The sequence below is a fragment of the Stutzerimonas stutzeri genome, from assembly GCF_002909485.1.
Taxonomy (GTDB): Bacteria; Pseudomonadota; Gammaproteobacteria; order Pseudomonadales; family Pseudomonadaceae; genus Stutzerimonas; species Stutzerimonas stutzeri_AH.
In genome coordinates this window covers 367,386-382,648 of record NZ_PPXG01000001.1, presented here as the reverse complement: position 1 = coordinate 382,648, position 15,263 = coordinate 367,386, and the positions used below count along the sequence as shown (strand labels likewise).

At 61.1% G+C, this 15,263-nt stretch carries 15 protein-coding genes and 1 tRNA gene; 10 read left to right on the top strand and 6 right to left on the bottom strand.

Annotated elements, in window-relative coordinates; translation table 11 throughout:
* Nucleotides 1–92 precede the first annotated feature (92 nt).
* The 3 genes from glnT (at nucleotide 93) to CXK91_RS01660 (ending at nucleotide 3,258) form a co-directional block, all read left to right on the top strand.
* A complete protein-coding gene (glnT, locus tag CXK91_RS01670) occupies nucleotides 93–1,457 on the top strand; it encodes a type III glutamate--ammonia ligase (RefSeq protein WP_103454991.1) in 1,365 nt (454 codons plus the stop codon).
* A 15-nt stretch (nucleotides 1,458–1,472) separates the two neighbouring features.
* Nucleotides 1,473–2,537 (top strand): putative urea ABC transporter substrate-binding protein, encoded by a 1,065-nt coding sequence (locus CXK91_RS01665; RefSeq protein WP_103454671.1) that lies wholly within the window; start codon nucleotides 1,473–1,475, stop codon nucleotides 2,535–2,537.
* 64 nt (nucleotides 2,538–2,601) lie between these two features.
* Nucleotides 2,602–3,258, top strand: coding sequence for a TetR family transcriptional regulator (locus CXK91_RS01660; protein WP_103454670.1), 657 nt, complete (start codon nucleotides 2,602–2,604; stop codon nucleotides 3,256–3,258).
* On the opposite strand, the gene CXK91_RS01655 is transcribed toward CXK91_RS01660, so the two are convergent.
* Nucleotides 3,233–3,505, bottom strand: a complete 273-nt coding sequence (locus CXK91_RS01655; RefSeq protein ID WP_103454669.1) for a DUF1652 domain-containing protein — start codon at nucleotides 3,503–3,505, stop codon at nucleotides 3,233–3,235. The genes CXK91_RS01660 and CXK91_RS01655 overlap by 26 nt on opposite strands.
* 332 nt (nucleotides 3,506–3,837) lie before the next feature.
* Nucleotides 3,838–3,927, bottom strand: a tRNA-Ser gene (locus CXK91_RS01650).
* A gap of 128 nt (nucleotides 3,928–4,055) precedes the next feature.
* On the opposite strand from CXK91_RS01650, the gene CXK91_RS01645 reads away from it, so the two are divergent.
* Nucleotides 4,056–4,724 carry a Bax inhibitor-1/YccA family protein gene (locus CXK91_RS01645; RefSeq protein WP_038660536.1) on the top strand — a complete coding sequence of 223 codons (669 nt, stop codon included), beginning with the start codon at nucleotides 4,056–4,058 and terminating at the stop codon, nucleotides 4,722–4,724.
* 112 nt (nucleotides 4,725–4,836) lie between these two features.
* On the opposite strand, the gene CXK91_RS01640 is transcribed toward CXK91_RS01645, so the two are convergent.
* A complete protein-coding gene (locus CXK91_RS01640) occupies nucleotides 4,837–6,105 on the bottom strand; it encodes an MFS transporter (RefSeq protein ID WP_103454668.1) in 1,269 nt (422 codons plus the stop codon).
* A gap of 233 nt (nucleotides 6,106–6,338) precedes the next feature.
* Between CXK91_RS01640 and tusD the strand changes: the two genes are divergently transcribed.
* From tusD to CXK91_RS01610, 6 genes are all read left to right on the top strand, one after another.
* Nucleotides 6,339–6,731: a sulfurtransferase complex subunit TusD gene (gene tusD, locus CXK91_RS01635; protein ID WP_103454667.1), complete on the top strand. Its 393-nt coding sequence runs from the start codon at nucleotides 6,339–6,341 to the stop codon at nucleotides 6,729–6,731.
* A complete protein-coding gene (gene tusC / locus CXK91_RS01630; RefSeq protein ID WP_103454666.1) occupies nucleotides 6,731–7,090 on the top strand; it encodes a sulfurtransferase complex subunit TusC in 360 nt (119 codons plus the stop codon). The genes tusD and tusC overlap by 1 nt, the downstream gene beginning before the upstream one ends.
* Nucleotides 7,090–7,392: a sulfurtransferase complex subunit TusB gene (gene tusB / locus CXK91_RS01625; protein WP_103454665.1), complete on the top strand. Its 303-nt coding sequence runs from the start codon at nucleotides 7,090–7,092 to the stop codon at nucleotides 7,390–7,392. Before tusC ends, tusB begins: the two co-directional genes overlap by 1 nt.
* Nucleotides 7,389–7,721 carry a TusE/DsrC/DsvC family sulfur relay protein gene (locus CXK91_RS01620; protein WP_103454664.1) on the top strand — a complete coding sequence of 111 codons (333 nt, stop codon included), beginning with the start codon at nucleotides 7,389–7,391 and terminating at the stop codon, nucleotides 7,719–7,721. The genes tusB and CXK91_RS01620 overlap by 4 nt, the downstream gene beginning before the upstream one ends.
* Nucleotides 7,718–8,701, top strand: coding sequence for a glycosyl transferase family protein (locus CXK91_RS01615; protein ID WP_103454663.1), 984 nt, complete (start codon nucleotides 7,718–7,720; stop codon nucleotides 8,699–8,701). The genes CXK91_RS01620 and CXK91_RS01615 overlap by 4 nt, the downstream gene beginning before the upstream one ends.
* A gap of 84 nt (nucleotides 8,702–8,785) precedes the next feature.
* Entirely contained in the window at nucleotides 8,786–9,802 is a 1,017-nt protein-coding gene (locus tag CXK91_RS01610; RefSeq protein ID WP_103454662.1) for a glutathione S-transferase family protein, read from the top strand.
* Nucleotides 9,803–9,935: 133 nt separating this feature from the next.
* Here CXK91_RS01610 and nahK read toward each other — a convergent pair whose 3' ends face one another.
* From nahK to CXK91_RS01595, 3 genes are all read right to left on the bottom strand, one after another.
* Nucleotides 9,936–12,575 (bottom strand): hybrid sensor histidine kinase/response regulator NahK/ErcS', encoded by a 2,640-nt coding sequence (gene nahK, locus CXK91_RS01605; protein WP_103454661.1) that lies wholly within the window; start codon nucleotides 12,573–12,575, stop codon nucleotides 9,936–9,938.
* On the bottom strand, nucleotides 12,505–13,668 hold the full coding sequence (gene nosP / locus CXK91_RS01600; protein WP_103454990.1) for a nitric oxide-sensing protein NosP: 1,164 nt from the start codon (nucleotides 13,666–13,668) through the stop codon (nucleotides 12,505–12,507). Before nosP ends, nahK begins: the two co-directional genes overlap by 71 nt.
* Nucleotides 13,669–13,994: 326 nt before the next feature.
* Nucleotides 13,995–15,182 (bottom strand): porin, encoded by a 1,188-nt coding sequence (locus tag CXK91_RS01595; protein WP_103454660.1) that lies wholly within the window; start codon nucleotides 15,180–15,182, stop codon nucleotides 13,995–13,997.
* Nucleotides 15,183–15,263: the final 81 nt, after the last annotated feature.

Genomic DNA, 15,263 nt, shown 5'->3' with positions numbered 1-15,263 from the left:
CGTTTCTATACACGCTGGCATGTATATTGGATGAAGGAATCGTGCCAGCGGTGCCAGGTGCCGCCATTCATGACTCCAAGGAGCGCAAGCAGATGACCAGCTTCCCCCTCTCCTCCGTCGAGGAGCTGAAACAGCAATTGCAGGACAAGGGCGTCAAGTACGCGATGGCCAGCTACGTCGACCTCCACGGAGTGATCAAGGGCAAGTTCGTCCCCCTCGCCCACCTCGGTCAGATGCTCCGTGGCTCCGAGCTCTACACCGGTGCGGCGCTGGATGGCGTGCCGCAGGAGATCAGTGACAACGAAGTGGCTGCCATGCCCGACCCGGCTACGGCCACCCAGTGCAGCTGGAACCGCGACCTGGCCTGGTTCGCCAGCGATCTCTATCTGGACGGCAAGCCCTTCGAAGCTTGCTCGCGCGGCATTCTCAAGCGTCAGACCGAAGCCGCCGCCGAACTCGGCTACACCTTCAACCTGGGTATCGAGACCGAGTTCTTCCTGTTCAAAGACACGCCAGACGGCGGCTTCGCGCCGATCTCCGAGCGCGACGACATGGCCAAGCCCTGCTACGACCCGCGCCTGCTGATGGACAACCTGCCCATCATCGACGAGCTGGTCGAAGCCATGAACGAAATGGGCTGGGGCGTCTATTCCTTCGACCACGAGGACGCCAACGGCCAGTTCGAAACCGACTTCAAGTACACCGACGCCCTCGGCATGGCCGACCGTTTCGTGTTCTTCCGCATGATGGCAAACGAGATCGCCCGCAAGCACGGTGCCTTCGCCACCTTCATGCCCAAGCCCTCGGCCAACCGCACCGGCAGCGGCGCGCACTACAACATGTCGCTGGCCGACATCGAAACCGGCAAGAACCTGTTCGAAGTCGACGGCGAGGACACCTACGGTTGCGGCGTGACCCCGCTGGCCTACCACTTCATCGCCGGGGTGCTAAAGCACGCCAAGGCGATCTGCGCGGTCATCGCCCCGACGGTCAACAGCTACAAGCGGCTGATCCGCAAGGGCGCCATGTCCGGCTCGACCTGGGCACCGGTGTTCTGCTGCTACGGCAACAACAACCGTACCAACATGCTGCGCATCCCGTCTCAGGGCGCGCGGGTCGAATGCCGCGCCGCGGATATCGGCTGCAATCCCTACCTGGGCGGCGCGATGATCCTTGCTGCTGGCCTCGAAGGCATCCGTGACAAGCTCGATCCCGGCCAGCCGCACCGCGAAAACATGTACCAGTACAGCGAACAGGAAGTGGCGCAGATGGGGATCGAAACCCTGCCGCGCACCCTCAGCGAAGCCATCGACGCCTTCGAGGCCGACCCGCTGTCGCGCCAAGTGTTCGGCGACGCGATGTACCAGGCCTTCGTCGACTTCAAGCGCGACGAATGGAATGCCTACCACACCCACGTTTCCGACTGGGAAATCCAGCGCTATCTGAAATTCTTCTGACCAGGGAGTAACACCATGCACGGCACCATGAAAAAACTGCTTTGCGCTGGGGCCATCGCCCTGGCCGGCCTCGCCCCTTTGGCTCAAGCCGAGGAGAAAACCAGTTTCAACCTGGCCTGGACCATCTACGTCGGCTGGATGCCCTGGAAGTACGCCGACGAGTCCGGAATCATGAAGAAGTGGGCGGACAAGTACGGCATCGAGGTGAACATCAGCCAGATAAACGACTACGTCGAGTCCATCAACCAGTACAGCGCCGGTCAGTTCGATGGCGTGGTCGCCACCAGCATGGATGCCCTTTCGATCCCGGCTGCCGGTGGCGTTGATACCACCGCACTGATTGTCGGTAGCTACTCCAACGGCAACGACGGGCTGGTGATGAAGGGCACCGATGATCTCAAGCAGATCAAGGGCCAGCAGGTGCATCTGGTCGAACTGTCGGTGTCGCACTACATCCTGGCCAAGGCGCTGGACAGCGTCGGTCTTTCGGAGAAGGACGTAAAGGTGGTCAACACCTCGGACGCTGACATCGTCGCCGCCTTCAGCACTGCCGACGTGCGTAACGTAGCAACCTGGAGCCCGCTGCTACAGGAAGTCGCCGCTGCACCCGACGCACATCAGGTGTTCGATTCAGCCAGCGTGCCAGGCCACGTTAAGGACCTGCTGATCGTCAACAGCGAGACGCTGGCCGACAATCCGGCCTTCGGCAAGGCCGTTACCGGCGCGTGGTACGAAGTGATGGCAATCATGGCCAGCGATACGCCGGAAGGTGCCGAACTGCGCGCCCAGCTGGGAGCTGCATCGGGTACCGACCAGGCCGGCTACGAGGCGCAGCTCAAGGGCACCCATATGTTCTTCCAGCCAGCCGAAGCGATCGCCTTCATTTCCGGCCAACAGGCCCATGAAGCCATGGACAGCGTGCGCAGATTCTCCTTCGATCACGGCCTGCTGGGCGACGGCGCCGACTCGGTGGACTTCGTCGGCATCACCATGCCCAAGGGCGCGCTCGGTGACCAGGGCAACCTCAAGCTACGCTTCGACACCAGCTACATGCAGATGGCCGCCGACGGCGCGCTGTAAAGCCTTGCCACGCAGCGTCCGGCAACGGCACGCTGCGTGGCCGCTGCGCATTTCGAGGAGCCCCATGCGCCGTACCAAAGAAGACGCTGAACAGACCCGCCTAAAGGTAATCGCCGCGGCACTTGAGCTGTTCAGCCGCAATGGCTACTCCAATACCACCTTGGCGATGATCGCCGAAGCCGCCGGCTTCAGCCGCGGCCCCATCTACTGGCATTTCAAAAGCAAGGACGAGCTGTACCAAGCGGTGCTAACCGTTTCTCAAGAACCCTTGGAACGACTGATCGAGCGCAGCCGCGAACTTGCCGGGAAGCCAGCTGCCGCCCTTGGGCATTTCGTCAATGAGTGGTTTCGCTTACTCCTGGACGACTGTTGGTATCGCCAGTCTTTCGAGATTCTGCTGAACAAGACCGAACTCACGGCACAGATGGCCAGCACGCTCAAACGTGAGCGCAAGTTGACTCGGGACATGGTCCAGCTGCTTGAGGAGCTGATCGAATTGGGGCAGCAAGAACAAGTCATCCAGCACTGCCAGGCGCCACGCGCGTTAGCGCTGCTGCTCTATTCGAGCCTGATGGGCATCACCCACACCTGGCTGTTGTCGCCCAAGCTGTTTTCGCTCAGAGAGCAAGCGCCCTTGATGGCAAGCAATCTACTTTCACTGGTGACGACAATGCATATCGACGCCACCCTACCGATTAACCCAACAAGCGAGGGCGTTTGAGGTTGCTTAGCAGGGCGGGTCTGAGGGCTGCGGCATCCAGATCAATGGCGCTGATCAAGCCAGCGATCTCGGCGCGGGAAAGGGATATGCGACACGGCAGGCCGGTCAGCAATAGCGACTCGCCAGTCGCTTCATCGATGAGCATTATGCGTACGGTGGACGGTGAATCCATGCGGGCACTGAACACCAATGGCTCGAAGTGCTGCTGAATCAATGCGAAGGCTTCCGGTTGCCTGAAACGTTTCATGGTGACAACTCCATTTGTCAGGCGCCGCATTCTAGCAGGCAGCTGGCGTATCGCCACCTCGGCAACTGCCAACTCCCCCACAGCCTGGAGCGATCTCATCTGAGCGTCAGCCAATGTAAAGCCAGCGGGGACCAGCGCACCATAATCGCGCCTATTGGCGCGTCGCCGACGAAGCTATGTGGCGACCACTGCAGAACGAATGCCATGGCATCCCACCCTCGAGATTCCGGCACTCGTGAGAGCACGGGAAACAACAGGGGAATATTTACACCACTTTTCCATACCGCAGAAACGCTGAAGGCCCCGGAATACGGGGCCTTCAGGTTTTCAGATGGCGGAAGCGCAGAGATTCGAACTCTGGGAAGAGTCTCCCCTTCGGCGGTTTTCAAGACCGCTGCCTTCAACCACTCGGCCACACTTCCGGATAAAGCGGGCGCAATATTACCGGATAGAAATACACTGTCAAACACTGATGCTAGGCATCTCGCTTGCCTCTGCTATGATCCGGGACAAATCGTCTCAGGCTTGAATTCATCCAAGGAGTGTCGCCATGCACGAACACGAATACGCGCTTAGCCACACGCAGGTCGAACAGCGGGAGGTCAGCAAGGTTCTGCGCAACACCTACGGACTCTTGGCCATGACCCTTGCGTTCAGCGGTCTGGTTGCCTACATGGCCATGCAGGCCAATGCCGCCTACCCGAACATCTTCGTGGTGCTGATCGGTTTCTACGGCCTCTTCTTCCTCACCGCCAAGCTGCGCAACTCGGTCTGGGGCCTGGTTTCCACTTTCGCCCTGACCGGTTTCATGGGCTACACCCTCGGCCCGATCCTCAACATGTATCTGGGCTTGGCCAATGGTGGCGAGCTGATCAGCTCGGCGCTCTCGATGACCGCCCTGGTGTTCTTCGGCCTCTCGGCCTACGTACTGATCACCCGCAAGGACATGAGCTTCCTCAGCGGCTTTATCACCGCGGGCTTCTTCGTGTTGATCGGCGCCATGCTGGCGGGCTTCTTCTTCCAGATCACCGGGCTGCAACTGGCGATCAGCGCGGGCTTCGTGCTGTTCTCATCGGCCTGCATTCTGTTCCAGACCAGCGCCATCATCCATGGCGGCGAGCGTAACTACATCATGGCCACCATTGGCCTGTTCGTTTCGCTGTACAACCTGTTCATCAGTTTGCTGCAGCTTCTCGGCATCTTCGGTGGCGACGACTGATAAACCTTTGACGAATCTGCTTCGGCGGGCTCCCCGACACCCTGCGAAAGCCATGCTCTCGCAGGGTGTTTTCGTTTAGGCAGCCCACACATCGGCAACAGCTTTGTAGCAGTCAGTCGCCCCGCCCCGCCTGGGCTCGTGGTGCCGCGTCCTCGAAGCGATCCACCTGCCGCAAGCTCTTGAAGCCGAGCATCCAGCCCCCGGTAACTGCAAGTGTGCAGAAGCAACCCAACAGCGCCGCCGGGACCGCCCCGAACCAGGATGCGCTGAAGCCCGCACGGAATTCACCGAGCTCGTTGGACGAGCCAATGAATAGCATGTTCACGGCGTTGACTCGACCGCGCATGGCATCGGGTGTAGAGAACTGGATCAGCGACGAGCGAATGTACATGCTGACCATGTCCGCGCCACCGGCAATGAACAGAGCCGCGAACGAAAGCCAGAATAGGCTGGACAGCGCAAAGACCAGATTGGCGATCCCGAAGATCGCCACCGCGATGAACATGGTCATACCGACACGGCGGTTGAACGGTCGTGTGCTCAGGTAGAAGCCGACCATCACCTCGCCCAGAGCCATGGCACTGCGCAGTGCGCCTAGGCCGGTGGGCCCCACTTCCAGCACTTCCTTGGCGTAAATCGGCAACAGCGCCACCACACCGCCGAGCAAGACAGCGAACAGGTCCAGCGAGATGGTCCCGAGGATGATCGGCCTCGAACGAATGAAGCGAATTCCTGCCGTAAAACGCTGCCACGCCGTGGCTTCAAGTGCCTGCATAGCCTCGCCATAGCGCACCGGCACGCGCTGCAGCAATGCAATGGCGGCAAGAAAGAACACCAGGCAAGCTCCATAGGTCAGTCCGCCACCACCCAGCGCGTACAAACCGCCGCCGAACACCGGCCCGGCAATGGTCGAACCGCGCACGATCATACTGTTGGCAGCAATTGCAGCGGCGAGACGTTCACGGGGCACGATTTGCGGCAAAAGGCTCGACAATGCCGGCGCGGTAAAGGCACGGGCGCAGCCGTAGAAAACCAGCACGAGGTAAAAACCTGCCACCGCGGCGCTGGTAAGCGACAGGTACAGCAAAGCCGCCGCACAGATCGCTTCGAGCCCCCAGCTCAACGCGAGGATGCGCTTGCGATCATAGCGGTCGATCATGTCGCCAGCCGGCATCAGCAGCAGAAACATAGGCACGAATTGCGCCAGGCCGACGTAGGCCAGTGACAGCGGATCGCCGGTCATGTCATACACCTGCCACGCCACCACGACGGCAAGAATCTGAACAGCGAACATGGCCAGTACGCGACTGATCAGAAAAGGCAGGAAGCCAGGCTGACGGTAAACGGAATCAGGCAACGCGCAAGCGTCGGAAGCAGACATGGGATATCCATACGACCAAGCCCGGTAACGGGCAGAAAGCCGGCCAATCTACCGGAGTGGCGAAGACGCGGGCAATGCTGGCCAAATCGGCCGGCGCGCTGCGCCTCAGTCTACCGTTGAGCTCCAACACCGTCGCAGACCTTCGCCGACCGACGAACGCTTGAATAGACGACGATGGATTCTCCATCCGCGCGGCTCGCGTATCATGTCGACTGTTTCGCAATGGTGCCCCGATGAAATTCGTAATCGCCCTGTTCGCCCCGCCCCACTCGCCCGCCGCGCGAAGAGCGCTGCGCTTCGCCGAAGCCGCGCTGGCTGGCGGTCACGAGATCAGCCGTTTGTTCTTCTATCAGGACGGCGTGCACAGCGCCTCGGCGAACGTCGTGGCGGCACAGGATGAACTGAACGTAGCCGCCGAATGGAGCCACTTCGTCACGAACAACCAATTGGATGGCGTGGTCTGCATCGCCGCCGGCTTGCGCCGGGGCGTACTGGATACCGGCGAAGCACAGCGTTATCAACGCCCGGCGGCGAACCTTGCGGCTGGCTGGGAGCTTTCCGGGCTGGGCCAGCTGCATGAGGCGGCGCAGCATGCCGACCGTCTCGTCTGTTTTGGAGGTCACTGATGGCCCGATCCATGCTGATCATCAGTCGCCAGGCGCCCTGGTCCGGCCCCTCGGCCCGCGAGGCATTGGACATCGTGCTGGCCGGAGGCGCCTTCGAGTTGCCGCTGGGGCTGCTGTTTCTCGATGACGGCGTATTTCAGCTTGCCGCCGCACAACAGGCAGCGGCGCTCGAGCAAAAGGACCTGACCGCGAATCTACAGGCACTGCCGCTGTTCGGTGTCGACGCGCTGTTCCTCGCTCGCCGCAGCCTGGCCGAGCGCAACCTGGATGAATCCTCTCTGGCGCTGCCAGTCGAAATCCTCGACGACACCGACCTGAGCACCCTGATCAACCGCTATGACTATGTGATCACGATCTGATGGCCACTTTGCATATGCTTTCCCATTCGCCCTTCAGCGACGGCCGCTTCAGCAGCTGTCTGCCGCTGCTAGGTGACACCGACGCGCTGCTGCTGACCGGCGACGCAACCTACGCCCTGACGGCCGGAACTAAACCCGCGACCGAGCTGGAGCAACTGCCTGAGCAGGTCGCGCTGTTCGCACTTGAAGAAGACGTGCAGGCCCGTGCGCTCGATGCCCTGCCCGCTCGTGTGCAATTGCTGAACTATGCCGGTTTCGTCGAACTGACCTGCCGCTACCAGCGGGTCAACAGCTGGCTATGAGCCTGTTAGTCGAAGGGCGCGAGATCGCGCTGGACAAGGACGGCTTTCTGGTCGATCTGGCTGACTGGAGCGAACCCGTTGCCGAAGCGCTGGCAGACCGTGAAGACTTGGCACTGGAAGCCGATCACTGGGAAATCCTGTGGCTGCTGCGCGAGTTCTATGCAGAATTTCAGCTATCGCCGGCCACGCGCCCGTTGATCAAGTACACCGCGCTCAAGCTCGGCGCGGAGAAAGGCAACAGCCTGCACCTCAACCGCCTGTTCAAAGGCACCCCCGCCAAACTGGCCGCCAAGCTGGCCGGGCTGCCGAAACCGAGCAATTGCCTATGAACATCGAAACCCCAGCAGAACATCCTTTCGCCGCCTTCGTGCGTGTCCTCGGCAAGGGCAAGCGTGGCGCCCGCGACCTGACCCGTGAGGAAGCTCGCGAAGCAATGGGCATGCTGCTCGACGGCAAAGTCGAAGACGCTCAGCTCGGCGCCTTCCTCATGCTGCTGCGCCACAAGGAAGAAAGTGCCGAAGAGTTGGCCGGCTTCACCGAGGCCGTACGCGAGCGCGCGCAGGCGCCGGCTATCGCTGTCGACCTCGACTGGCCGAGCTATGCCGGCAAGAAGCGCCATCTGCCTTGGTATCTGCTTGCAGCCAAATGCCTCGCCAACAACGGCGTGCGCATCCTGCTGCACGGCGGTGGTGCGCACACTGCCGGTCGCATCTACACCGAACAGCAACTGGCGCTGCTCGGCATCCACCACTGCGGCGGCTGGCAGCAGGTAGGCGCCGCTCTGGACCAGCACAATCTCGCGTTCATTCCGCTGGGCGCATGGATGCCGGTGTTGCAGCGCATGATCGACATGCGCAACCTGCTCGGCCTGCGCTCACCGGTTCACTCACTGGCGCGCCTGCTCAACCCACTCGGCGCCCGCTGCGGTCTGCAGAGCATCTTTCATCCGGGTTATCAGGATACGCACCGCCAGGCCAGCACCTTGCTCGGCGACCATGCCATCGTCATCAAAGGCGAAGGCGGCGAGATCGAGATGAACCCGGACAACATCTCCCACCTCTATGGCACCACTGGCGGTACGCCATGGGACGAGGAATGGCCCGCGCTGTCCGAGCGGCGCCACGTAAAGCCCGCACTGCTCGACCCGCAGCAGCTGCTCGCAGTCTGGGCAGGCGAGCAGGAAGATGCGTACGGTGAACTCGCCGTGATCGCCACCATGGCCCTTGCCATGCGAGGTCTTGGCGAGACGCGGGACGCGGCTTTCGAGCAAGCGCAACGTTTCTGGCAGGCCCGCCATTCATCAATTTAAGCGATAGGATTAACCCGCCATTCGGTCACATCAATCGAACGATGCTTCCTAGACTGCCCTCCTATGCTGTAACAGGAGGACAAAATGGGATTACTTATCGATGGCCAGTGGCACGACCGCTGGTATTCAAGCAGAGATGGCAGGTTCGAACGCGAACACTCCAAGCGCCACAACTGGATCACCCGGGACGGCTCGCCGGGGCCCGGCGGCAAGGCCGGCTATCCGGCCGAGCCCGGGCGCTATCACCTGTACGTTGCGCTAGCGTGCCCCTGGGCTCACCGCACACTGATCTACCGCAAGCTCAAAGGTCTGGAGACGCTGATCGACGTGTCTGTGGTCAGCTGGCTGATGGCGGAGAACGGCTGGACCTTCGACAAGGCCACCGGCTCCAGCGGCGACGCGCTGGACGGCCTTGAATATCTGCATCAACGCTACACCCGCGATGACTCGGGCTACTCTGGCCGCGTGACGGTTCCTATCCTGTGGGATCGGGAACGCCACTGCATCGTCAACAATGAGTCCGCCGAGATCATCCGCATTTTCAACGGCGCGTTCGACGAGCTGACCGGCTCGCAGCTGGATTTCTACCCCGAACCGCTACGCGGCGAGATCGACGCACTCAACGCGAGGATTTACCCGGCAATCAACAACGGGGTGTATCGCGCCGGATTCGCGACCACTCAGGACGCCTACGAAGAGGCATTCGAAGAGCTGTTTCACGAGCTCGATTGGGTCGAGCGGCGTCTTGGCAAACAACGCTATCTGACTGGCGAATATCTCACGGAAGCCGATTGGCGCCTGTTCACCACAGCTGTGCGCTTCGATGCGGTGTACTACGGGCACTTCAAGTGCAACCTGCGTCGCATCGAGGATTATCCGAACCTGTCGAACTGGCTACGCGAGCTGTACCAGTGGCCCGGAATCGCCGAAACGGTGGATTTCACTCACATCAAGAATCACTACTACGCCAGCCATCGGCAGATCAACGCCAATGGCATCGTGCCGAAGGGCCCGCTTGCTGGATTTGATCGACCTCATGACCGTGAGCGGCTTCCGGGACGCGGGATTTGGACGAGGGAGCGCGCGAAGCTGCAAGCGTGAAGCTTGAAGCTTGAAGCTTGAAGAGCATCGCCGCGAGGGCGCGCCTCCCACAGCTTTGTGCAGCTCGTGGTGCCTTTATGGGAGGCCCGACCTCGGGGCGATTGCGTGGTCTGGTCTGTATGGGATCGCATAGTTATCCGGCGCTGCCATGTTCGAGCATGTGGCACATGGCAGTCTTCAGCTTCATCGGCCGCACCGGCTTGTGCATCAGCATATGACCCAATTCGCGAACCTGCTGCTTAAGTTCGTTGCTGTAGTTGGCGGTGATCATCAGTGCCGGTAACGGGCTGGCGCGTCGTGCGTTGACGGTGGCAACCACGTCGATGCCAGTGTGGCCGTTGTCCAGGTGATAGTCGGCGATCATCAGGTCCGCTTCGGCATGGAAGTTGTCTACCTGCCGCGCCAGATCCTCCTCGGACAGCGCCGTGATCACCTTGCAACCCCAACCCTCCAGCAGCGTGCGCATGCCGGCGCAGATCGCCGTATCGTTGTCCAGCACCCATACCCGAGCCCCCTGCAACCGCTGCAGTACCAGCTCGGTCGTACTTGGCTCCGGCCGTGCCTTGGGTGCACGCTTGGCCAGCGGCACGTCGATGGCGAAGCACGAGCCACGCCCCGGGTGCGAGCTAACCCGAATGCGATGGCCGAGCATGCGCGCGATTTTCTCCACGATCGCCAGGCCGAGCCCCAGGCCGCGGTCCTGGTTGGGCCGTACGCCCTCCCCGCGCTTGAACTCGTGAAAGATCTCCTCAAGCTTGTCCGAAGCGATACCTACCCCGGTATCCCATACCTCGATGGACAGGCTCTGCCGATGCCGGCGGCAGCCCAGCAGCACACGCCCCTGCGGCGTATAGCGAATGGCGTTGGTCAGGAGGTTGCGCAGGATGCGCGCCAGCAGCTGGATATCACTGCGCACCAGCGCGGAACAGGGAATGAAGTCCAACTGCAGTTGCTCAGCCCCGGCGATCTGACGAAACTCCGCGGCAAGATTCTCCAGCAGCTCGCTGACAGCAAACGGGGCGATATCCGGCTTGATCACGCCGGCATCCAGCTTGGAAATATCAACCAACGTGCCCAGCAGGTTTTCAACGTCTTCCAGTGAATTACTGATATTGCGGATCAACCCGCCGTTGGGCGCGCCTGGTTGCTCGAGCAAGGCACTGGTAAACAGTCGGGCTGCATTCAGCGGCTGCAGAAGGTCATGGCTGACCGCGGCGAGGAACTTGGTTTTGGACAGGTTGGCCACTTCCGCCTCGCGCTTGGCTTCGCGCAGACGTGCTTCGACGTGGCTGCGCTCGTCGATCTCGCGCAGTAGCTGATCGTTGAGGCTGGTGAGTTCGGCAGTGCGCTCACGCACCCGCTGTTCGAGGTTCTGATAGGCCTGGTGCAGTGCCTCGGCGGTGCGTCGGCGATCGGTGATGTCCTGGATCAGCACGAAAATACCGGCCACCTCACCATTGGCCTGCCGGTTCGGCACGTAGGAACGCAGCATGTAGCGCTGTTGGCCAGCATGATTGCGCTCGGCCATTTCGAAACTGACGCTTTCGCCCGACAGCGCGCGGTCGATGTAAGGCTCCAGCTGCCGCCAGTGCTCGCCGCTGTGTACTTCGCGCAAGGACTGACCGAGCATGCCGTCGCTGGGCCAGCGGTACCATTCTTCGTAGACCTTGTTAGTGAACTCGTAGGTGAGATCGGCCGAGACATAGGCGATCAGCGCCGGCACATGGTCGGTGATCAGGCGGATCCAGCGCTCGCTTTCGCGCAGCGCCTCGGCATGGCGATAACGCTCGGTAATGTCGGTGAAGGTATTGACGAAGCCGCCGGTGGGCAGTGCATGGGTGCGGATTTCCAATACACGGCCATCGAACAGGCGCTGCTCCAGCTCGCGAATCGGCCGGCCGCGGGCATCTCGGCTGTTGGGCGTAAGCAGGGTCAGCTCGCTGTCGGCCATGACTTCCTCGAACGGCCGATGCGCCTCGATCGGCGCCAGCCCGCAGAGCTCGAGAAAGCGCCGGTTCCACAATTCCAGAGCACCCTCGGCACTGACCATCGCCACGCCCTGGGACAGGTTATCCACGGCGCGCTGCAACAGCCGCGACTTCTGCGCCAGTGCCTGCTCGCGGCGCATGGTCTCGCTGACTTTTACTTCGGTGATATCCGTATAGAGGATAACCAGCCCACCTTCGCGAGTCGGCCGTTCGCTGACCTGAACCCAACGGCCGGTGTTCAGCCGGTACACCGTCGGCTCATCGCCCTTGCCACGGTGCTCTTCGACGATCAGCCCAGTGCTTTCGGCCAGCCGCCGCACTTCCGCCAGGCGTGTGCCGGCGTTGATGCGCGCGCGCGTGCGTGTCCATAGCGACTTGAAACGACGGTTGAACAGAACGATGCGCTGGTCTCGGTCGAACAGCACAAAGGCGTCGGAAATGCTCTCGATGGCATCTACCAAGTGCTGGTGGGCGGTTTCTGCACGTAAACGCGCATCGCTGAGTAGTTGGTTGCTGCCCTTGAGCTCGGCCATCGCCTGATTCAGCGCATCGGTGCGCTCGCGCACTTGCTCGGCCAGTTCCACAGAATGCTGGAAGGCCGCGTAGGAGGCATCGCGGCCGGCACCGCTGGATTCGACGCGTTCGATGAGTGCGGCATTGATCCGCTTGAGCTTGAGGTTTTCGCGCTCGAGTTCGGCCTGACGCGCCAACAGCTCAGCGACCTGCCCGGCCTCCCGGTCGGCCAATGGCGACACCGGTGAAGGTCTGGTTGATGTGCATGCCATTGAACTGCTCTCCGTAGGTGTTGAAGCCGATCACCTGCTGGCGTCGGAGAAAAGCCGAGGTTTGCTCGCTGGTGTCGTTGGCCTCGATCTCCAGGCGACGCAGAAAACAGTCGCACCCAATCGTGAGCAGCGGCGGGCCGAGGCGCTGCTCCAGACGCTGAAACAGAGCTTCCAGGTTCGGCATCAGCGGGCCGGGTTCCATGGCGGTGAGCACGATGCCGTTCTCCACCGCGCAATAGAAGGTCAGGCTCATGTCCTCGTTGACCTTCTGGATCGAGCGAACGTAGTAGTGCTCGTTGATACGCACCGCCAGCGGGTGCGCGGCAAACAGCCTATGGTCGAGATCGCTGACCGGCACGCCAATCAGCCGTGCATATTCCTCGGCGGCCGGCTCAGCATTCAGCTCATAGACCCGACGGCTGTTGCTATCGGCGCGGGTCACCACCAGCTTGTCCTCGAGCGGCAGGATGTGATGGGTGGTGAACACCTCGAAATCCAGCCAGGTGTTGATCAACACCACGATGGCCGCATTGCTGTAGAAGCGGCCGTCGTAATACACGTAGGTATCGCTTAGATGGTTGTCGTCACCAGCCGAACCGCCAAAGTGTGGAATGCTGCCGAAGGCGGCGCTGAGCGCGGAGAGCACGATCTCCTCGCGACTGGACAGCCCGTCAAGCAGGGTCAGCGCAAAGCTGTGGTCCTTGATCGGCGCCAGCGAATTGCTGCGGCAATCGCTCCCCAGACGCTCCACCAGCTGCTGCGCTTCGATGAGGCTGAAGCGATCCATCTCGTCGATAAGCTCGCAGGCGATGGAAAAACTGCGATGGTCGAAGCCAACTGCCGTCACGCAGCTGCGACCATAGCCTTGCGAGGTGATCTCGCCCGCCGACGTGCAACCAACCAGACGCACACCACCAAAGTACTGGCGCAGCGCATCGCCCAGCGCCGGCAGGTCATATTCAGCCGAACAGAAAAACAGCACGAAGCCCAGATGCGGGTGCATCAGTTGACGCGCCAGATCCTGCGCCACCGTCTCGGCCAGCCGAGCGTCGGACATCGCCGTGCGGATTACTTCACCTTGTTCATCGGTCACGCACGGCACCCCGCACCACTTGAATCGGATGACCCCATTCTTGGGCAGGGCATATGGGACGAAAATGCTACTTGAGTACCGGAAAAGACCTGCCTAGGTAGCACCGCGACGAAACAACGCAGGCAGCAAACAGTTCCGCTGCCGGCAGCAATTCTCTCGGGATGTGCAGACAGCGAAAAGGCTGGCCCCTCACGGGTGCCAGCCTTTCAGGATACAGCGGTAACCGCTGCAGTCAGGGCGTGGGGACGATCAACGTACACTGCACTGCATCGCAACGGATGGCACGACCTACGGTTCGGCTGCCATCCGCGCCCTGTTCCAGCGACTTAGAAGCTCAGCGCCGCGCCCACAGCGAAGGTACGGGTTTCTTCGTCCAGGGTTGGAGTGTCGCGACCTTCGATTTCGAACTGGTTCAGCTCGGCCACCAGCGTCAGGTTGTCGTTGATGCTGTGGAAGAAAGCTACGCCGCGGGTTTCATAATCGGCTGCACTGCCCAATCCGTTGCCATCGTCTTTGGTCTTGCCGTAAGACAACGCCACGCGGTTCTTACCGAAGCGATAGGAGCCCTGCAGCAGATAGCCGTCGGTATCGACCTCGCGCAGGAAAGCCTTGTTAGCGTTATTGGTGAAGAACGGATTGATGCCCTCGGCCTGGAAGCCCGAAGCGGTCAGCGATAGGCTGCCCATCTTGGCTTGCACACCGTAGCCCAGCCCCTTGGAGTCGACCTTGTCGATGCTGCTGTCGGTGTTGTCCGAGCTCTGCTGCATACCGTTGATCCAGGTATAGAACTGAGTACCGCCCAGTTCGAACTCGTAGGTCACCTCGGTTTCGAAACGAGGTGCATCCTGGTAGGCCTTATCCAGAGTGGATGTAGTGTCTTCGGTGGTGTCCACCGGGTCCATGATGCCTGCAGCGATGCGCAGGCCGCTCATTTTCGGCGAGCGGTAGGTGATCTGCGAAGTCGGGAACGGGTATGGGTAGCCAGTACCGATGTTGCCGAAGGAGACGCCGCCGCCATCGACCAGACCCAGGGTGTCGCTGACCTGGCCGTAGCCGCTGAGCATCTCGTCGAGCAGGATGTTGGAACGACCGAACAGACCGAAGTCCTTACCGAACAGCACTTCACCCCACTGCTCGTTGCCGGCGGTGGCATAGAACTGACGAACGTCGATGCCGGTTTCGGTGCCATTGGTGTCGCTGTCGTTGATCGTTACCCAGAAAGAGGAGCGTCCGCCCAGCTTGAGGTCGCCGACCTGTTTGCCGAAGTTGAAGCCGATCCAGTTGGGCAGAAAGCCCATTTTCACCCGCGACTGCTTGCGGTCGAACTGCTCGCCATCCCGTTCGATGTCGCTGTGGACGTAGAAGGTGTTGAAGTAACCATCTACGGCGAAGGTGGTGTCCCCTTCATCGTAAAGCATGATTTCGGCAAGTGCCGATTGGCTTACGGTCATGGCGACGGCACTGGCAAGGGCCAGTGGTAGCAGGGTTGATACGGCTTTCTTGTTGTTGTGCATGGCGCTCTCCGCGGTAATGACGACAAGCAGTCGTGACGGGAGCGATTATCGAAAGGCCATCAGAGCGCACATACGCTTCGA